Below are 19,325 nucleotides of genomic sequence, written 5' to 3' on the forward strand. Positions count from 1 at the left end.
GACCGGTCTTGTATTGGTCAATATGAGTGGAATCAACTACGGCAGACAGCAAGTCAGAAAATACTGGACTTTCAGGGACAAGTTTCAGGCGCCTTGAAGACGCCTGAACCGGTTCAATCAGCCTACAGCTTCAGACAACTGCTTGGCTTGTTTGATCCAATTGTCGCGAGCAATCCTGCCGCGAAAGTCGAGCTTACCATCCAAAGCTTCGATCTGCTCTTTGGTCAACGATGCGATTTGCCAATAGTGAAAGATACCTGCCTCGTTGAGTGCCGACTCAAGCTTGGGACCAACCCCCGTAATTTCTTTCAGGTTATCTGCAACCCCATCCGGCTTGGTCAAAAGGATTTTTTCCAGTGGAACAGCGCTTTTGCCTGCGGTCTTCTTGGGTTTTTGCGATGCAGGCGAAGTCGCTTTCTTGGCTGGTTTCTCTTTCGGCTTTTGCTGCCCGTTTCTGTTTGAACGGATAAAATCCATGACCCGAGGTGCGATTTCTGAACGCCAGCGCGACCCATTGAAGACACCATAGTGACCCACATTGGGCTGCTCGTAATGCGCCTTCATGGATTCCGGCAGGCTCGTGCAAAGATCATGAGCGGCACGGGTCTGTCCCCGCCCAGTGATATCGTCTTTCTCGCCTTCAACCGTGAGAAGGGCAGTCCGGGTAATCTTGTTGCAATCGACCAGTCGGCCGTTATGCGTCATGGTGCCGTTCGGCAGCGCGTGCTCAATGAAAACGGTTTCGACCGTCTGGAGATAGAACTCTGCCGTCAAATCCATGACCGCAAGATATTCATCATAAAACTCGCGATGTTTTTCAGCGCTGTCACCATCACCTTCAACCAGATGCTGGAAAAACTCCCGGTGAGCCGTAAGGTGTCGATCGAGGTTCATGCTCATGAAGCCGGAGAGCTGAAGAAATCCCGGATACACATCACGCATGAAGCCCGGATGAGGAAAAGGTACCTTCATCACGACGTTTTTCTTGAACCAATCAAGACCTTTGGCAACCGCCAGATCATTCACGGCCGTCGGTGCAACCCGCGTATCAATTGGGCCACCCATAAGCGTCATGGTTGACGGAATATAGGGATCCTCACGATCTTCCATGACCGCAACTGCGGCCAGCACCGGAACGGATGGCTGACAAACACCCAGAACATGCGCATCGGGCCCAAGGAAATGCAGGATCGAAATGATGTAGTCGATATAATCGTCCAGATCGAACTTGCCCTCCTGCACAGGCACCATGCGAGCATCGATCCAGTCTGTGATGAAGACATCGGCATTCGGCATCAACGCCTCGACAGTGCCACGTAAAAGCGTCGCGTAGTGTCCAGACATTGGCGCTACGATCAAAACCTTTGGATCGTTTCGATGGGAGGTAACGCCCCGCTCAAAATGAATGAGATCACAGAACGGGCGGCTCCAGACGATGTTCTCGCGTACAGGAACCCTGACACCACCAACACTGGTTTCCTTCAGGCCGAAATCAGGTTTCCCATATCGACGCGTTGTGCGTTCCAGAACCTCGCAACCCGCTGCGATCTGTCGCCCATAGCTGGTGTGCGTCAATGGGTTGAGCGGGTTCTGAAAATAGAGCCGCGTCATATCGGCCACCGCACGCAAAGGTGCCATTGCCGCGTGGTTCAGCTCATAAAGGTGATAAAATGGCAAAGGCGCATCTCCTTTGTTTACGAAGCCGCCGCCTGCCCCTTTATTGAAATCGAAAAACATTATGCCCACGGCCCGTCTGTTATTGCACCATCTATTGCATCGCAACAGGATAGCTAGGTGCGCTGCCACCCGCAATACTGCTAATTGTTAGGCGGTTGCGGTGCTAAGCCCAAAGAACAATAAACATTCTTGCAGCCACATCCTGTTTGTGCGCACTGCAAAAATACAGATTAGACTGTGATATCATATCTGTAGGTCTGGGTGTCCCAATCGCATCAGGCGCTCAGGCAGCCAAGTCGGCCACGACGGCATCAAGCACAAAAAAACCTTCCCGCGTCGCACGTACCCGGTTTTCCCCCACTCGTTCCACCATATTGTGCTCTAGAAGTGCATTCAGACGTTTGGGATCGATGGATCTGTGAGCAAATCGCTGATACCGGCCTAGGTCGATACCTTCTTTGAGCCTCAGGCCCATGAGCAGAAACTCGTCGCCTTGTTCTTCTTCCGAGAGGCCGGAGTTCTCAACCAGCGCATGTCCGACCTGCTCGACATTTTCAAGCCATGTTTCCGGGTGCCGCTCCGTCGCCGTTGCAAGCCTGTTGACCCCGACAGTCAACCGGCCATGCGCTCCCGGCCCTACGCCGACATAGTCGCCATAACGCCAATACACCAGGTTATGCCGGCATTCAGAGCCTGGTCTGGCATGGTTGGAAACCTCATAAGCCGGAAGACCGGCTGCCGTCGTCACATCTTGCGTAAGTTCATAGAATTCTGCACCCAGGTCGGGTTCAGGCATCTTCAGTTTACCAGCCTGGTAAAGATTGAAGAACGGCGTCCCTTCTTCAATCGTCAGCTGATAGAGCGACATATGATCGGCTGCCAGCCCGATCGCTTCTTCAAGTTCCCGGCACCAAGCATCCGGCGTTTGACCCGGCCGCGCATAGATCAGATCAAATGAAAGCCGCGGAAAAGTCGCTCGGGCGGTTTCGATCGCATTTCTTGCCGTTTTAGCATCGTGCAAGCGGCCAAGAAGTTTTAAATCCGCGTCAATCAAAGATTGAACACCGAGCGAAACCCTGTTCACGCCCGCTGCGCGATAGCCCTTGAAACGTTCTGCCTCGACGGAAGAGGGGTTAGCCTCCAAGGAGATCTCAACATCGTCACCAACAGACCAGAGTTCTGAAACCTTGTTCAGTATTCGCCCGACTGTTTCTGGCTCCATCAGTGACGGTGTTCCCCCGCCCAAGAAAATGGACTCTACGCTCTTACCCTTAGTCAGCTCAGCAAAGTGACCAAGTTCTCTTTCAAACGCCGAGGCGAACCGAGCCTGGTCGACACCTTGGTGACGCACATGCGAGTTGAAATCGCAATATGGGCACTTTGCTGCACAGAAGGGCCAATGCACGTAGATGCCGAAGCCGCCTTCCGTTTCCCCCATTCCCCTCACGTGAGTCTAGCCCTCCAGGCAGTTTGCCGCGAATGTCTGAAAAGCACGTGCCCTGTGAGACAAGGCAGGTTTGTCCTTTGCCCAACCGTGCTTTTCCTCAGATGACATTTCACCAAAGGTTCTTTCGTGACCGTCCGGCCGGAATACCGGGTCATATCCGAAGCCCTGAGTACCGCGCGGCGGCCAGACGATTTCACCTTCGACTTCGCCTCGGAACGACTCGTCATGCCCATCGGGCCATGCCAAACACAGGACCGCAACAAAGGAACTGCGCCGTTGAGCCGCCGATCCCGCTCCTGCAGACTGGAGTTTTTCCTCAATGGTTCGCATGGCCATGGCAAAATCCTTGTCCGGCCCTGCCCAACGCGCAGAATAAATGCCTGGATCACCACCAAGTGCCTCAACGCAAAATCCGCTGTCATCTGCAAGCGCCGGCAACTGAGACGCCTTTGCGGCTGCATGCGCCTTCAACGCTGCATTTTCCTCAAAGGTCACACCAGTCTCTTCCGGCTCCGGCAAGTCAAGTTCGGAGGCTGAAACCACGTCAAACCCGTAAGGTTGAAGCAACTCGTTAATTTCCCGGATCTTTCCCTTATTGTGGCTCGCCACCACAAGCCTGCCTGGATCCAGTTTCCGGTGACCCATGATCAATACCTCTCAGCGCCTCTAGAGAATGGCCATTTTCTGGAGATCGACCAACTTTCCAATTCCTGACTTTGCGAGGCCGAGCAGTTGACCGAATTCTTCTTCCGAAAATGGAGCACCTTCGGCTGTCCCTTGAATTTCGACAATGCCACCAGAGCCAGTCATAACGAAGTTGGCGTCGGTTTCCGCCGTGCTGTCTTCCGCGTAATCAAGATCGAGAACAGGTGCGCCTTCGTAAATTCCGCAGGAAATCGCAGCGATGTGATCTTTCAAGACCTCACCGGAAACCATATCGCGTGCCTTCATCCACTCAACACAATCACGCAGTGCGACCCATGCGCCAGTGATGGAAGCCGTGCGTGTGCCGCCATCCGCCTGAATAACGTCGCAGTCGACGCTGATCTGAGCTTCGCCAAGCGCTTGCAGATCGACTACCGCGCGCAGTGATCTGCCAATCAAGCGCTGAATCTCCTGGGTCCGGCCAGACTGTTTTCCGGCAGTCGCTTCTCTGCGCATACGGTCGCCGGTGGCGCGGGGCAACATCCCATATTCTGCTGTTACCCAACCGCGATTCTGACCGCGCAACCAGGGCGGAACACGCTCTTCCAGGCTTGCGGTGCACAGAACGTGCGTGTCACCGAATTTCACCAGGCACGAGCCCTCGGCATGTTTGGAGACGCCCCGTTCAAGGGTGACTGCCCGCAGTTCGTCTGCTGCACGTTTTGAGGGACGCATGGATTTCCTTTCAAGCTTGGCGCATTTGTTGTGCGCCTTGTAGACCTCAACTTTGTTCGGCGTAAAGGCCTTGATCAGATCTTGTTTTACGCTTGGAGCGTTTTGCGCCTATATCTATGGATCATAGGCAGGCATCGTACGAAGACGCCAGCAGTCTGACTTACGGAGAATAAACCTTGAGCTTGAGCGACCTCGACAAGAGATCACGCGAAATCTTCCGCTCGATCGTAGAAACCTACCTTGAAACCGGAGAGCCGGTGGGTTCGCGAAATGTTTCCCGGAGTCTTGCCATGTCACTTTCGCCTGCTTCGGTGCGAAATGTCATGTCAGATCTTGAACACCTGGGTCTTTTGCATTCACCGCATACAAGCGCCGGGCGGCTGCCAACCGAAATCGGTTTGAGGTTTTTCGTCGATGCGCTTCTGGAAGTGGGTGATCTGACACAGGACGAGCGCCAGCAGATTGATGTGCAGGTGAGGGCTTCGCAACAAACAAATTCTGCCGAGCAGGTTCTGACCGAAGCCAGCCAGATGCTTTCGGGTTTGTCCCATGGAGCAGGAGTGGTGTTGACACACAAGTCAGACATGCGTCTGAAACACATCGAATTCGTGCGTATCGAACCCCAAAAAGCGCTCGTCATCATGGTCAGCGAAGACGGTTCGGTGGAAAACAGGGTCATCGATTTGCCTGCCGGACTGCCGTCTTCGGCGCTGGTCGAGGCGACAAACTATCTGAATGCGCAGATACAGGGACGTACTCTCTCCCAGATCCGGAACAAACTCGAAAAGGTCAGGGACGCAGATCAGGCCGAGCTCGACCTGCTTAGCCAGAAGGTTGTTGATACAGGACTGGCTGTCTGGAGCGGTGATGGCATCAACGATCCGGGAACACTGATTGTCCGGGGCCGCTCAAATCTTCTTACTGATCTTGACGCCGTAGAGGATTTGGAACGCATCCGCTTGCTCTTCGACGATCTGGAAAACAAGAAAGACCTCATTCAATTGCTTGGTCTTGCCGAGAAAGGTGACGGTGTACGCATTTTCATCGGGTCGGAAAACAACCTCTTTTCCCTTTCGGGATCTTCGCTCGTGGTCTCGCCTTATCGGGACAGCAGCCAGCGCATTGTCGGCGTCCTTGGCGTTATCGGACCGACCCGGCTGAATTATGCTCGCGTTATTCCCATGGTGGACTATACGGCGCGGCTTGTGAGCAGGCTCTTAGGCTGAGCACAATTTGACCCACTCCCGATGATATGACGTTTTGCACCCAAACAGGACCAAACATGCTTTCACCAGCAGAACTTGAGCGCTACGCCCGCCACATCGTCATGCGCGAAATCGGAGGCGCAGGACAGCAAAAGCTTAAAAATGCACGCGTTCTGGTGATTGGAGCAGGAGGCCTTGGAGCGCCGGTTCTTCAGTACCTTGCCGCAGCAGGAATTGGCACACTTGGAGTTGTCGACGACGACACGGTGTCTTTGTCCAACCTCCAAAGGCAGGTTATTCATGATACCGACCAACTGGGCGAACCGAAGGTCGCAAGCGCAGCCGAAGCCATCGCAAGACTCAATCCAAATGTGAAAGTGGAGCCGCACCCGACGAGACTTGCTGGACACAATGCCATTTCACTGATCAGCGGATATGACTTTGTTGTGGATGGTTCGGACAATTTCGACACGCGCTATCTTGTTTCAGATGCATGCTTTTTTGCCAAAAAACCCCTGATCACAGCGGCAGTCGGACAATTTGACGGGTCTATCACAACCTTGCGCCCCTTTGAGGAAAACGAAGACGGTGAGGCAAATCCGACCTATCGCTGTCTTTTTCCTCAAAAACCTCGTGATGGATTGCTGCCAACTTGTGCCGAAGCGGGAGTTCTCGGTGCGCTCACTGGCATTATAGGTGCGATGCAGGCCATGGAAGTCATCAAGGAAGTCACCGAAACCGGGGAAAGTCTGGTCGGTCGCATGATGATGTTCGACGCCAGATCGTTTCGTATGGAGACCATTCGCTACAAACGGTCTCCAAACAATCCACTTAACGGCTCTTCACCCATGAGCTGGGCGAAGTTGCTGGAAGGGGTCTGACCAGCAGCCGGGAACAGGATATCAGTGATTGTCCCGCGGCAATCCTTTGTGCGCAACATCCTGATATTTTACTGCTGGTTCAAGCACCATTCCTTTGTCGAATTGACCTATCATGGAGCGCTGGATTTCTTGCCAAGGTGTCTGACTGTCAACAATCTTGAAGCCTCCCGCAGCTTCCAGACTCGCGCGACGTTCAGCCAGTTCTTCGTCCGAAATCAGAATGTTTGCAGTACCTTTCCTGAGGTCGATGCGAACCGGATCACCGGTCTTCAGCAAGGCCAACCCACCCATGGCAGCAGCTTCCGGTGATGCATTCAGGATCGATGGTGATCCCGAAGTGCCGGATTGACGACCGTCACCAATGCAGGGCAGCGAAGTGATGCCGCGTTTGATCAGTGCGGCAGGCGGCTGCATGTTGACAACTTCGGCACCACCCGGATAGCCGATCGGCCCCGTTCCACGAATGAAGAGCATGCAATGTTCGTCAATCTCAAGATCGGGATTGTCGATGTTGTGGTGATAGTCTTCCGGCCCTTCGAAAACGATGGCCCGGCCTTCAAACGCTTCAGGATCATCCGGGTTGACCAGATAGCGGTTCCGGAACTCTTCGGAAATGACGCTTGTCTTCATGATTGCGCTGTCGAAGAGATTGCCTTTGAGATTGAGGAAACCGGCTTTTTCTTTCAGTGGTGCGTCAAAAGACTTGATCACATCCGGCAGGTCCGTCGTGATGCCTTCGCAGTTTTCGGCCATTGTTTTGCCGTTGGCGGTGATTGCGTCGGGATGCGGCAACTTGCCGTTTCGGATCAGCTCGGCAATGACGGCCGGAACGCCGCCTGCGTGAAAATAGTCTTCACCAAGATATTCGCCTGCCGGCTGCAGGTTCACCAGGAGAGGGATGTCCTGACCGATGGACTGCCAGTCATCATTGTCCAACTCGACACCGAGGTGACGCGCAACGCCGTTCAGGTGGATCGGTGCGTTGGTCGACCCGCCTATCGCGGAATTGACGACAATGGCGTTTTCGAAGGCTTCGCGGGTCATGATGTCGGACGGCTTGCGATCGGACCGCACCATCTCCACAATTCTCTTGCCCGTTTCATAGGAAATTGCACCGCGCTCGCGATACGGAGCCGGGATCGCGGCGGAGCCAGGCAACTGCATGCCCAGTGCTTCTGCCAGCGAGTTCATGGTCGTCGCTGTGCCCATGGTGTTGCAGTATCCAACCGAGGGCGCAGAAGAAGAAACGAGGTCCATAAAACCTTTGTAGTCGATCTCTCCGGCGGCCAGCATCTGGCGTGCTTTCCAGACAATAGTGCCTGAGCCGGTTCTTTCTCCCTTGTGCCAGCCATTCAGCATGGGACCGACGGAGAGTGCAATTGCCGGGATATTTACGGTGGCAGCTGCCATCAGGCAGGCCGGCGTGGTCTTGTCGCAACCGATAGTCAAAACAACGCCGTCAATCGGATAGCCATAAAGAAGTTCAACAAGGCCCAGATAGGCGAGGTTCCGGTCCAACGTCGCTGTTGGACGTTTTCCGGTTTCCTGGATCGGGTGAACAGGAAACTCAAACGCGATTCCACCGGCTTCGCGAATTCCTTCGCGAATGCGATTGGCAAGTTCCAGATGGTGCCTGTTACACGGAGAAAGATCTGAACCCGTCTGTGCAATACCGATAATCGGTTTGCCTGACTGCAATTCCTCTCGTGTGATTCCAAAATTGAGATAGCGCTCGATGTAGAGCGCGGTCATGCCCGGATTATCCGGGTTGTCGAACCAGGCGGCAGATCGCAGGCCTGTTTTTTTTGTATCGCTCATGGCGCCTCGTCCCTCAATTAAATCGCTTCAAGCGTTGCGCCCGATAAACACCAGCTCAGGGTTGCTGTAAAGGTAAGGACAGCTCCAATTGACATTTCAACAACGGGAAATCAGCTGAGCGCTGAAGATTTCTTCAATGTGTCCGAGACGGAAAATCGCGCGAAGACCCAAAGGATTGCGAGACACATTCCGAAAAGTATCGGCGCAGCCGCTAAAGGAACAAGAAGGAAAACACCGCACAAACCGGCGAGCGTCCAAAGTGCGATCAACAGCCCTTTCGCTTGCGCCGCCAGCGTCTTTCGACGTGTTGCCAGTGCCTTCAATGCCGGAAATGCGCCAATATCATCTGTATCACTTACGGCAATTGGTCCAGAGGAGTTGGCCTCATCCTGCGCATTGCCAGTAGGGCACACGTTAAGCTCCAGTGCGGACCGGTCTTGTGACAAGCTTAATACAAGCGGATACGTTTCTGTTGCTGATCTGGCAGCGGCCTCCAGCGCCTTTTCACCAGGGAGAGGGTCATCCATCAGCTCCAGACCCAGCATTCCGGCGAGCGCTTCTCTGGTTTTGTGGCTGTCGCCGCTGAACAATCTTGGCACAAGACCTTCTGAACGAAGCATTCTGCCGGCGACACCTGCATCCTGCCGCAGCGTACCTTCCAACCCGAGAACGCCCACGACACGGCCCCCGACCGCTACCCTTAGGACCGTCTTTCCATCTGCTTCCAGTGAGCGGGCAATTGCATCGGCTGTAAAACTATCGATTTTCAGCTCTTTCAGAAGATCCGTGGTCCCGATCACAACCGTCTGACCTCCGAGCAGCGCGACAACACCCAGTCCCGCGGCCGGTTTGAAGCGATCGGGACTTTTTAAGGCTACATGCCATTGAGTGGCCAGTTGCCGCAGCGCATGTGCGACGGGATGATCAGACCGGCCTTCCGCCGATGCCGCCACAGCAAGGAGCGTCTTGGGCTCATTGTTGAACGCCATTACATTGGTCACCATTAGATCCGGTCCGGACATCACTGCGGACTTGTCGATGACGATTTCTCTGGCTTTGGCGATCTTGCTGAATGCATCAGGCGCCAGCTCACGCGCGCCGGCGGCAAATGCCGCTTTGTGAAATACCTTATCCGCAAATGCGTTGATGCCATCGATCAAATGCGGCCAGGACATCAGAAGCGTGATCGACGCCGCCATGGGAGCCGATGCAGGATCAATGACCCACCAGCCGACGGCCGTTGCAATCGATAGCCCAAGTGAGCCGATGGCCTCCTTGATCCCGCTGAAATCTCCGCGCGGCGGCAATACGGCAACTCCGAGGGAACGCAATAACATCAGAAGCGCCCCAGCCAGCGCCGGCCAGTTTGAAACAGCCGGTTCAATGCCGATCAGAACAAGCAACGTTGTAAGCGTCACCAAAAGCGTGCTCACGAACAACGTTGTCAGCGTTAAAGGACGGCCGACGGCGCGGTTTATCGAGTAAGACAACGCGAGAAATGAAAAAATTACGGAGAAATTGCTGAAAATCAGTGCACTATACTTACCGAACAGGAGAACCGATGGCGTCGACTTGTCCAATTCCGTGAACGCTACCTGCAAAGCTGCCATGAGGCTGGCGAGTGCCAAGATCATAAATGTGAGCCAGAAGACGGATATCAAAGGAGTTTTCGTCATGGCTGATGGCTTTCGTGCGTAGGGTTCCTCAAGCGTTCGGAGATGCCACCTACCGGAAATGCACACTCGGGCTGTCTCTGAACACGTTCAAAAATGCTGGACGGTTTTCGGGACTGCAATGGCTTGAAACCACTTGAACAGGGCGAATGCCAAGCAGCAGGCAGTCTTGCCTATACTTTAGGCAGCCGTTCACTTGCTCCAATCAAGCATCATGGTAGTGTTCGCTTGCTGTTTTTAATACTGGCTCGCCGGTTTTCAGAGCTGCGCCTAATATTGATTAGGCACAATTTAAATTTCTTCGGGGTATATACTTTAGGTGGAGGGCAGAATTGCCCTCCATTTTTTGCAAGCGTTGAATTTCGAAACAAAAGGCCCGAGGGCTTAGTCAGCTCAATTTTCGCTGTAGCGTTTTCAGCTTTGTTTTTTTAAGCAAAAAATGCATGCTCCTGCCCCCTCTAAATGGGACGGCAGAATCTGCCGGGCCAACACTCCCTTGTGGTTATCCTTGGGCGGCAGTGTCGGGAATCAGGGGGTCAATGTGAGTCAAGTGCTGAGGCGCTGTGACCCAGAAAAAAGACTCCCATTCAATTGCTTGGCAGATTCGCGCATAGCGCTGCGATCACCGAGGTTTGCCTGAAAAATTCAGGTGCTAGGCGCTTTCAAGATTTGCGCGAGAAAGAAGTTCCATGGACGGCATAAGGTCCAGCAGCTCCCGCGTATAGGCGTGTTGCGGAGCTTCAAACAGCTGATCGCAGTCCGAAACTTCACACAATTCACCATTTCGCATAACGCCGATGCGGTTGCACATCTGCCGGATGACAGCGAGATCATGGCTGATAAACAGCATGGTCAAACTCAGCTCCTCCTGCAGGTCCTTTAAAAGGTTCAGAATCTGGGCCTGGATCGAAACATCGAGAGCGGATGTTGGTTCATCGCAGATCAAAAACCTTGGACGTGTGGCGAGAGCCCTTGCAATGGAAATACGTTGGCGCTGCCCACCAGAGAACTCATGCGGGTACTTCTGACCAGCAGCTACGCCCAAACCGACATGGTCGAGCAGGTCGTCGACAATCTGGCGAACTTCCGAATTGCTGGATGCCAACCGATGAAACTTGATTGGTTCCGCGATGATATCCTTCACACGCATGCGCGCATTCAAGGAGGAGTAGGGGTCCTGAAAAATCATCTGCATCTGCCGACGCATTGCCAGGACGTCCTTGCGGTTCCTCAACGATGTCAGTTCCGTTTTGCCGAAAAGGATGGATCCGCCTGTCGGGTGATAGAGTCCGGTGACCAAACGGGCAATGGTCGACTTGCCGGATCCGCTTTCACCGACGAGGCCGAATGTTTCGCCTTCCTGGATGTCGAAACTGACCTTTTTGACAGCCTGAAAATATTTCCGCCTCGATGGAAATACAGAACCTCTTGTTTCGAAACGCATATCAAGATCACGGATTTGCACCAGCGGTCCCGTAACCTTTTCGTAGTCTCGTGCTTTGCCTAGCCAGTGAGTTGAAATGTCGATCTGCTTTTGAGGCGTACCGGCTTCCTCAATGTAATTTACGATCGGGAAGCGCTCGACTTTTACGTCCGGCCTCGGGACTGCGGAAATCAGGCTTTGAGTGTAAGGATGATTGGGCGCCCCGAGCACCTGAGTCGTTTCGCCATATTCCACAAGCTCACCGCGATACATCACAGCGACATGGTCGGTGATGTCTGCAATGACCCCCATGTCATGAGTGATAACCATCATCGCGACATTGCGTTCAGCACACAAAGACTTCATCAATTCAAGAATTTGCGCCTGGATTGACACATCAAGAGCTGTCGTCGGTTCATCGGCAATCACGAGCTCAGGCTCTGCGCAAAGCGCAAGCGCGATAACAACACGCTGTCGCATACCGCCAGAGAACTGGTGAGGATATTGTTTGATCCTTTCGCCTGGATCGGGAATTCCGACCGCATCGATCAATTCAACCGCGCGTTTTTGCGCGTCAGACGACGACAAAGGCAAGTGGGTCTTTATGGTTTCTACCAATTGAGACTCGACCGTCTGCAACGGATCGAGCGACGTCAGAGGATCCTGAAAGATCATACCGATCTTCCGACCACGCAGGCGACGCTTTTCCTTGTATGGCAGTTGGTCGATCCTCTGGCCGTGCAGATAGATTTCACCCTCTGAGATACGGCCAGGTTCCTGCAGCAATCCAATAACCGCATTGCCGACGGTCGACTTGCCTGCACCCGATTCGCCAACCACACCGAGGATCTTGCCCGCCTCAACGCTGAGATTGACATCATCAACCGCTACGAAGACTGACTTGCGACCTGGAAATTCCACCGTCAGGTCTTTGACATCAAGAACGCTCATACCGCCCTCACCGCAATTTCGGATTGAGGGCGTCGCGCAACCAATCGCCCAGAAGGTTGACGTTCAAAACCAGAAGCGCCAAGGCAAGACCAGGGAAAATGGCAATCCACCATTCGCCCGAATAGAGAAAATCGTTTCCGACGGCGATAAGTGTGCCGAGCGAAGGCTGGGTGGGTGGCATGCCAACTCCAAGGAAGGAGAGGGTCGCTTCGGTCACAATGGCGAGCGCAAGATTGATCGTTGCGATAACCATCACCGGGCCCATGACATTGGGCAGGATATGGCGCGCCATGATGATCACAGAAGGAATACCTATCACGCGCGCGGCCTGAACATATTCCTTGTTCTTTTCAACCATCGTGGATCCGCGAACGGTTCGGGCATATTGCACCCAGAACGACAATGCCAGCGAGACGATCAGGATGTAGAACGCGAAGACCTCCCGATCGAGGGAGCCGAAAATTCCGTTTGCGATTCCGTCAATCAGCAGTGCAATCAAAATGGCCGGAAAAGTCAGCTGAACGTCGGCGATACGCATGATGACGGCATCCGTGCGGCCACCCATGTAACCGGCGACGAGACCGAGCGTGATGCCCAGAACAGCCGCAGCGATCACAGAACAAAAGCCGACGATAAGCGAAATTCGCATGCCGTAAAAAATGCCGGACAGCAGATCCCGTCCCTGGTCGTCCGTGCCGAGTGGAAAGCGCGGATCGGAATATTCCATCCAGACCGGCGGAACGCGGGCATCCAGAATGGAGATCGAAGCAAGATCGAACGGATTGTGGGGCGCAACCCAGGGCGCAAGAATAGCCAGCAGGAACAAGATAAAAGTCCCGCAGGCTGCGACGACCGTCACCTTGGATCTCAAAAAGGAATGGAAGAGATCACTGTCGACAATCTTTGAAAGCCGTCCCGGAGCCGCCTCAGATCCGGACCGGTCGGCAACCGCCGCTTTCGCTTCTTCGTTGGAGACATAGGGCATGGTCGGTCAGTCCCCTTACGGCCGGCCAACCCGCAAACGCGGGTCGATGAAGAAATAGAGCATGTCGACAATGAAGTTGATTGCGACAAAGAGGAACGCTGTCAGCAGCAAATAGGCCGACATGATCGGGATATCGACGTTTTGAACCGCCTGCAGGAACATCAGTCCCATGCCGGGCCACTGAAACACCGTCTCGGTAATGGTTGCAAAGGCGATGATCGCGCCAAGTTGCAGGCCGGTGATGGTGATCACAGGCACAAGGGTGTTCTTCAGCGCGTGCCGGAAATGGACCAGCCTGTCCGGCAAGCCGCGCGCTCTGGCAAATTTGATGTAATCAGTGCGGATAACTTCCAGCATCTCTGCCCGGATAAGACGCATGATCAGCGTCATCTGATAGAGGCCCAGCGTGATGGATGGCAAAATCAACGCTTTGAGACCTGAAACGGTCAGAAATCCGGTTGTCCACCAGGAACCTATCTGGACGGTCTCGCCGCGCCCGAAACTCGGCAGCCATTGAAGCGTCACGGAAAACAAGAAGATCAGCAATATGCCGATAAAGAAGGTCGGTAACGATATGCCGACCAGGGACACAGACAGGAACAATTTCGAAATGGGCGATTCTCGGTTCAGACCGGCGTAAATTCCCATTGGAATACCGACAATCAAAGCAAATAAGGCCGAGGTCAGACTGAGCTCAAGCGTCGCCGGAATGCGTTTGGCAAAGAGCTCAGACACCGGCTGACGGAACTGGTAGGAGGTGCCGAAATCAAACCGGGCTGCTTTGGTGATGAAGCGATAGAACTGAACCGCAATCGGGTCGTTCAGACCAAGCCTTTCCCTCAAGGCTTCCCGTTCTTCGATTGACGTTTCGATCCCGACCATCTGATTGATGGGGTCTCCGACGAAACGGAACATGGTGAAGGCCAGCAGTGCGACCACCAGCATGACAATCACCGCCTGAAGCAAACGGCGCGTTGCAAAACCAATCATTACGGCTCTTTGGGTTCAGATAGGAAAAAACGCTCCCGGCTGTGCCGGGAGCGCGCGTTGGCAGTGGCCGATCAGTTCTTGGTCACAAAGCGGAACTTGAACTGGTTGTCGGCCCGCTGAACCAGCTCGACATTGTCAGCAACACCCCAGGCAAGGCCCTGCTGGTGAAGCGGAATGTAATACGCGTTGTCGTGGCTGATCTGGTAAGCGTTTTCAATCAGGCCATCGCGTTTTTCCGGATCGACTTCCACAAGGATTTCCTTGGTCAGGCTGTCGATTTTCTCGTCGCAGAAACCGCCGAGGTTGAAGGGAGAGCCAGTTCCGGCTTCATCACGGCAGTTCATCAGGTTGGAAAGTACGTTCCAGCTGTCGAGAGAACCGGGTGTCCAACCCAGCAGATAGAACGACGTGTCGAAATTGCCTGATGCCAGCACCTTGGCAAAGTACTTTGCCTTCGGCTGTGCGTTCAGATCAACTTTCACACCGATGCGCGCCAGCATGGCGGCCACTGCCTGACAGATTGCTTCATCGTTGACGTAACGATCATTCGGGCAATCCATGCCAACCGTAAAGCCGTCTGCGTAGCCTGCCTCTGCAAGAAGAGCCTTCGCGGCTTCCGGATCATAGGGATACCGCTCGAATGCACCCGCCTTTGAGAAAAGGAACGGAGAAATCATGATTGCCGACGGTGTCGACAGATCCCGCATGACCTTCTTCTTGATGCCTTCAATATCGATTGCCTGATAGAACGCTTTGCGCACCTTGGCATCTTTGAACGGGTTCTTGCCCTTGACGTCCGAATAGAGCAGCTCGTCACGCATCTGATCCATGCCGAGGAAGATCGTATGCAATTCGGGACCGGTCAGTGCCACGGTACCAGCGTTGTCATTGATCCGCTTGATGTCCTGAACCGGGATCGGATACACCATGTCCAATTCGCCGGACAATAGGGCGGCAACCCGGGTCGCGTCAGATGAAATCGGTGTAAATTCGACCGTATCGAGATTGTGTGTCGGAGTATCCCACCAACCGTCGTTTTTCTCATAAACCGTTTTCACACCAGCTTCATGACTGGCAACCTTGAAGGGACCAGTGCCGTTGGCATTGAGAGCTGCGAAATTTGCCGTGGAATCGGAAGCCGAGGTCACCTTGACCGCGTCGTTTTCAACCGTCCACTCCTTGTCCATGATGTAGAAGGTGTCCCATTCGTAATGCAGGATGGGATTTGGACCTGAAAGAACGAAATCGACCGTGTGGTCGTCCACAATCTCGACTTTGGCGTCGGCTGGAACACGGGTCGTCAGATCAGACCCCTCCGACTGAACACGCTCGACCGAAAATGCCACGTCTTCCGCCGTGAAATCATTGCCGTTGTGGAATTTCACGTCTTTGCGCAAATAGAAGCGCCAACGGTTCGGTTCCACGATCTCCCAACGTTCGGCCAGCGCCGGCTCGATGGCCAGATCCGAACCCCTGCGTGTCAAACCTTCATAGACATTGCCGAGCGACGACAATGTAAATGTTTCGTTCAAAGTATAAGGATCCAGGTTGTTCAAGGTGCCCTGAAACGCAAACTTGAGTGTTTCAGCCTGCACGGCCGAACCTGCTCCTGCCGTCAGCAATGCTGCGGCGGCCACGATTGATTTGGTTTTCATTTTCCCCTCTTTTTCTTCCGAAAGTCGGAATTCACAGATGCACGGCTACTGGTTTCAGTATTGTCCGCACGCCTGAATTGACTGAACTATGACACTGTAACTGTCTGTGTTCAAACCTGTTTGGGCAGGAAATTACGTCATCTCTCCTGCGAGCCTGTCCAGAAAGGCCGAACAACGATCGAGTTCGGCCAATTCAATATACTCGTCGGGCTGATGCGCCTGATCGATCGACCCCGGACCACAGACCACCGTCGACAGTCCGTGTTCCTGAAAAATTCCGCCCTCCGTGGCGTAGACCACGACATGCCGCGCGTTGTCGCCTGTCAACCGTCGCACTGTCCGTTCCGCCAAACCGTCGTCTTCCTCTGTCAACCCTGGAACATTGGCGATCACCTCGATATTGATCCGGCAGTTTTCAGAGATAGCCTGCATTCCCGGCAGGACCTCGGTCTCAATAAAACTGCGATACGCATTCAGCCAGTTTTCGGCATTGTCACCCGGAAGCAGCCGGATATCGGTTAAAAACTCGCAGCGTTCCGCGGTAATATTGTGCGCTTCACCACCAGCGATCTGTCCACAGTGCAGCGTTGTAAAAGGAGGTTCAAAAGGACACTCGGGATCTGCCGCCGCCTTGTTTTCTGCCGTCTTGGCATCCATCCAGGAGATCAATCGAGCTGCCGCGGAAATCGCCGATACGCCGCGATGAAGCTGGCTGGAATGAACTGGATACCCCTGGATACTGGTTTTGAAAACCACAATCCCCTTATGACCCGTAACGACTTTCATATTTGTCGGCTCGCCGACGACAACGAGATCGGGTCGCGATCCCCTGGACAGGAGATCTCGAATAAGGGGTGGTGCACCGAGGCAACCAACTTCCTCATCATAAGAAAGCGCAATGTGTATCGGACTTTTGAGTTCCGTTGCCAGAAAGTCGGGCACCTTTGCAAGAACCGTCGCGGCAAATCCCTTCATGTCCGCTGAACCCCGGCCAAAAAGCCGGTCACCATCCACCCAGGCCGCAAAGGGATCCTTCGACCAGGCCTGACCCTGCACCGGCACCACATCCGTATGGGCGGATAGAACCACACCGCCATCCCGCTCGGGACCTATGGTGGCATGGAGCGCTGCCTTTTGACCGGTGTCGTCTGGCACCCGTGTCGACGAAACACCATGGCTTTCCAGATAGTCTTCGACAAAGGCAATCAAACCAAGATTGCTTTGATCGGACACGGTGTTAAAGGAGATCAGCTTCTCCAGCATCTCCCGCGGCGTATAGATACGGCTCACGTAACCTCCGGTTTGTCGTCAGGCGTCGGTGGGAGCATCCCCCGGCAATCTGAGTCCATCTAAACTTTTCATAGCAAAGATCTGCAAGGGAATTTCCTTGCCTCTGAGCTTGATTTCCGCTGTTTCTGCACCAGTAATGCCAGCTTCCGCAGCGTCGACAACGGCTTTCGAGACAACCAGAAAACTGCCATGATCCTTGTTTGCGGTCTCCAAGCGGCTTGCTGTGTTCACAACATCACCAAGCGCGGTCAGGCCACGAGCGGAACCGGCCGAACCGATGCGACCCAAAATAGCCGGCCCGAGATGAAGTCCGATGCCCAGCCTGATCGGGTCATGAAACTGCGGCCCCTTTTCGGAATCCAGCGATTGCATTACCGCTTCTATGCGCCTTGCTGCACGCAGGGCCTGGCAAGCGCCCGTTTGCGGTCCAGTATCCATGCCGAAGATTGCCATGATGCCATCGCCTATGAACTTGTCGACATAACCGCCTTCGGCACGGATGGCTGAAGATGCCTGGTCGAGGTACTCGTTCAGAAGATGCACAACGTCATAGGCCAACTGGGATTCGGTAATGCCTGTGAAGTTGCGCAGGTCCACAAACATGACCGCAACTTCCTGTTCGACGCCCCAGTAATAGGCATCCTGAAGGTTTTCGCCACTTGTGCCTTTGGCTTTGACCGGAACCAGAGGCTGTACCGATATGTTCTTCTGTGGCCGGACCTGGCATGCCAGCCTCACATCTTCGTTTGCGCCGATCCTTGCAAGAACAGATGCCTCTGCGTCGCTTGGCTGGCCAAGGGCCGTCGCCCCCTCCAACACCTTGATCCGGCAGGTGGAACAGCGCGCCCGTCCTCCGCAAACGGAGGCAATCGGGATATCATTCATGCGGCTGATTTCAAGGAGCGTTGCACCCGGTTGTGCCTTGATGGAAAGTCCACCGGGAAAGTCGATTGAAAGGTTCCGCGCCCTCAAGCTGAAAAGATAGCGGATCAGGATCGCCAGCAGACTTACGGCAATCAGTCCTAAGGCAACGGAGCGAATTTGCACAATCGCCTCTCGGGCCCAGAGCTGCTGTTCTTCGGTGATCTTGACCGCGATGTCCTGGGTCAGGGCCAGACGACGCGCCGCTTCAATCCATCCCCAGATCGAGGCAACCGGCAAAGCAACCGCAAAAACGGCAATTGCGGGCATCACACGAGAATAAAACGGATAAAGCCTTAGCCAGAAATGCAATCCCAGCATTGAATGGATCCAGACAATCAGCAACAGGATTGACTGCCCAAGCCCGTGATTGGGCCAAAGTATTGTGAGCATTTGCGAATAGGTCGGAGAAAAGTCAAATGCGTTTGCAAGGCCCATGGTTGTCGTGATGTGCGGTATCAGCAGCCATGGAATATAAAGGCCGAGCGTGAGTTGCACGAACTCCCAGCGCGACATCTTCAACGTCCGTCTTTTGCTTGTCCGCCACAAGGCAAGGCCGACATGTGTGAGCGCAGCGATGCTGAGTACACTTTCGCCAAGCACACTGCGCCAGACCCAGTAGTGCCAGAAAGACGCCTTGTTCATCACATCAAATGAGACAATACCGAGGGCATGATTGATGAAGTGGCTCAGGCAAAAGGCAAAAAGGATCAAACCACTCCACAGCTGCAAGCGTTGTGGCCAGGTACCCGATCCCGGCGTAGCGGCATTTTTGGGGTCTTGCGCGTTTTCGGAAACAGATGTTGTTCCGGGAACGGTCATCGTGCCGTAACGTCCTCTCCGCTTGATAGTCTCGATCCAAAAAAGCGCAGGCAAAGCGCCAGATTACTTCGCGTCTAAAGATCAGTGACCCGAGAGTCAGGTTCGGTCAAGCCGGATAGTGGAAAGAATTCAGCAACAAACGTTGCCCTCTTGAAACGCGCTTCTTTAACGGCAAGTGTCCTGCAGGACGAATATACAGGGACGCCA

14 protein-coding genes are annotated in these 19,325 nt (G+C 54.0%); 2 read left to right on the top strand and 12 right to left on the bottom strand.

Annotated features, from left to right (window positions below):
* Positions 1 to 117: 117 nt before the first annotated feature.
* The 4 genes from phaZ to rph all read right to left on the bottom strand — a co-directional run bounded on the left by phaZ (position 118) and on the right by rph (position 4,504).
* On the bottom strand, positions 118 to 1,638 hold the full coding sequence (phaZ, locus tag K1718_RS01840) for a polyhydroxyalkanoate depolymerase (RefSeq protein WP_285806076.1): 1,521 nt from the start codon (positions 1,636 to 1,638) through the stop codon (positions 118 to 120).
* A gap of 322 nt (positions 1,639 to 1,960) precedes the next feature.
* On the bottom strand, positions 1,961 to 3,115 hold the full coding sequence (gene hemW, locus K1718_RS01845) for a radical SAM family heme chaperone HemW (RefSeq protein WP_265679924.1): 1,155 nt from the start codon (positions 3,113 to 3,115) through the stop codon (positions 1,961 to 1,963).
* Positions 3,116 to 3,130: 15 nt separating this feature from the next.
* Positions 3,131 to 3,769, bottom strand: a complete 639-nt coding sequence (gene rdgB / locus K1718_RS01850) for an RdgB/HAM1 family non-canonical purine NTP pyrophosphatase (RefSeq protein ID WP_265679923.1) — start codon at positions 3,767 to 3,769, stop codon at positions 3,131 to 3,133.
* A 21-nt stretch (positions 3,770 to 3,790) separates the two neighbouring features.
* Positions 3,791 to 4,504 carry a ribonuclease PH gene (rph, locus tag K1718_RS01855; RefSeq protein ID WP_265679922.1) on the bottom strand — a complete coding sequence of 238 codons (714 nt, stop codon included), beginning with the start codon at positions 4,502 to 4,504 and terminating at the stop codon, positions 3,791 to 3,793.
* 176 nt (positions 4,505 to 4,680) lie between these two features.
* On the opposite strand from rph, the gene hrcA reads away from it, so the two are divergent.
* Positions 4,681 to 5,730, top strand: a complete 1,050-nt coding sequence (gene hrcA, locus K1718_RS01860; RefSeq protein WP_152499133.1) for a heat-inducible transcriptional repressor HrcA — start codon at positions 4,681 to 4,683, stop codon at positions 5,728 to 5,730.
* 56 nt (positions 5,731 to 5,786) lie between these two features.
* Positions 5,787 to 6,590: a HesA/MoeB/ThiF family protein gene (locus K1718_RS01865; RefSeq protein WP_265679921.1), complete on the top strand. Its 804-nt coding sequence runs from the start codon at positions 5,787 to 5,789 to the stop codon at positions 6,588 to 6,590.
* Positions 6,591 to 6,611: 21 nt separating this feature from the next.
* On the opposite strand, the gene K1718_RS01870 is transcribed toward K1718_RS01865, so the two are convergent.
* From K1718_RS01870 to K1718_RS01905, 8 genes are all read right to left on the bottom strand, one after another.
* Positions 6,612 to 8,408, bottom strand: coding sequence for an IlvD/Edd family dehydratase (locus tag K1718_RS01870; RefSeq protein ID WP_265679920.1), 1,797 nt, complete (start codon positions 8,406 to 8,408; stop codon positions 6,612 to 6,614).
* 110 nt (positions 8,409 to 8,518) lie between these two features.
* Positions 8,519 to 10,084, bottom strand: a complete 1,566-nt coding sequence (locus tag K1718_RS01875; protein ID WP_265679919.1) for an HAD family hydrolase — start codon at positions 10,082 to 10,084, stop codon at positions 8,519 to 8,521.
* A gap of 649 nt (positions 10,085 to 10,733) precedes the next feature.
* Positions 10,734 to 12,455: an ABC transporter ATP-binding protein gene (locus K1718_RS01880; protein ID WP_152499136.1), complete on the bottom strand. Its 1,722-nt coding sequence runs from the start codon at positions 12,453 to 12,455 to the stop codon at positions 10,734 to 10,736.
* A 7-nt stretch (positions 12,456 to 12,462) separates the two neighbouring features.
* Positions 12,463 to 13,440, bottom strand: coding sequence for an ABC transporter permease (locus K1718_RS01885; RefSeq protein ID WP_265679918.1), 978 nt, complete (start codon positions 13,438 to 13,440; stop codon positions 12,463 to 12,465).
* A 15-nt stretch (positions 13,441 to 13,455) separates the two neighbouring features.
* On the bottom strand, positions 13,456 to 14,430 hold the full coding sequence (locus tag K1718_RS01890; RefSeq protein ID WP_152499138.1) for an ABC transporter permease: 975 nt from the start codon (positions 14,428 to 14,430) through the stop codon (positions 13,456 to 13,458).
* A gap of 71 nt (positions 14,431 to 14,501) precedes the next feature.
* On the bottom strand, positions 14,502 to 16,085 hold the full coding sequence (locus K1718_RS01895) for an ABC transporter substrate-binding protein (protein ID WP_265679916.1): 1,584 nt from the start codon (positions 16,083 to 16,085) through the stop codon (positions 14,502 to 14,504).
* Positions 16,086 to 16,217: 132 nt separating this feature from the next.
* On the bottom strand, positions 16,218 to 17,375 hold the full coding sequence (argE, locus tag K1718_RS01900) for an acetylornithine deacetylase (RefSeq protein WP_265679915.1): 1,158 nt from the start codon (positions 17,373 to 17,375) through the stop codon (positions 16,218 to 16,220).
* An 18-nt stretch (positions 17,376 to 17,393) separates the two neighbouring features.
* Positions 17,394 to 19,118, bottom strand: coding sequence for an adenylate/guanylate cyclase domain-containing protein (locus tag K1718_RS01905; protein ID WP_265679914.1), 1,725 nt, complete (start codon positions 19,116 to 19,118; stop codon positions 17,394 to 17,396).
* Positions 19,119 to 19,325 lie beyond the last annotated feature (207 nt).

This window comes from Roseibium porphyridii (assembly GCF_026191725.2).
In the GTDB taxonomy this organism is placed as follows: Bacteria; Pseudomonadota; Alphaproteobacteria; order Rhizobiales; family Stappiaceae; genus Roseibium; species Roseibium porphyridii.

What these genes read in the sequence shown, in the direction of transcription:
- phaZ (WP_285806076.1), bottom strand. Translation starts at nt 1,638, where the DNA reads ATGGCACCTTTGCGTGCGGTGGCCGATATGACGCGGCTCTATTTTCAG.
- hemW (WP_265679924.1), bottom strand. Translation starts at nt 3,115, where the DNA reads ATGGGGGAAACGGAAGGCGGCTTCGGCATCTACGTGCATTGGCCCTTC.
- rdgB (WP_265679923.1), bottom strand. Translation starts at nt 3,769, where the DNA reads ATGGGTCACCGGAAACTGGATCCAGGCAGGCTTGTGGTGGCGAGCCAC.
- rph (WP_265679922.1), bottom strand. Translation starts at nt 4,504, where the DNA reads ATGCGTCCCTCAAAACGTGCAGCAGACGAACTGCGGGCAGTCACCCTT.
- K1718_RS01865 (WP_265679921.1), top strand. Translation starts at nt 5,787, where the DNA reads ATGCTTTCACCAGCAGAACTTGAGCGCTACGCCCGCCACATCGTCATG.
- K1718_RS01870 (WP_265679920.1), bottom strand. Translation starts at nt 8,408, where the DNA reads ATGAGCGATACAAAAAAAACAGGCCTGCGATCTGCCGCCTGGTTCGAC.
- K1718_RS01875 (WP_265679919.1), bottom strand. Translation starts at nt 10,084, where the DNA reads ATGACGAAAACTCCTTTGATATCCGTCTTCTGGCTCACATTTATGATC.
- K1718_RS01880 (WP_152499136.1), bottom strand. Translation starts at nt 12,455, where the DNA reads ATGAGCGTTCTTGATGTCAAAGACCTGACGGTGGAATTTCCAGGTCGC.
- K1718_RS01885 (WP_265679918.1), bottom strand. Translation starts at nt 13,440, where the DNA reads ATGCCCTATGTCTCCAACGAAGAAGCGAAAGCGGCGGTTGCCGACCGG.
- K1718_RS01890 (WP_152499138.1), bottom strand. Translation starts at nt 14,430, where the DNA reads ATGATTGGTTTTGCAACGCGCCGTTTGCTTCAGGCGGTGATTGTCATG.
- K1718_RS01895 (WP_265679916.1), bottom strand. Translation starts at nt 16,085, where the DNA reads ATGAAAACCAAATCAATCGTGGCCGCCGCAGCATTGCTGACGGCAGGA.
- K1718_RS01905 (WP_265679914.1), bottom strand. Translation starts at nt 19,118, where the DNA reads ATGACCGTTCCCGGAACAACATCTGTTTCCGAAAACGCGCAAGACCCC.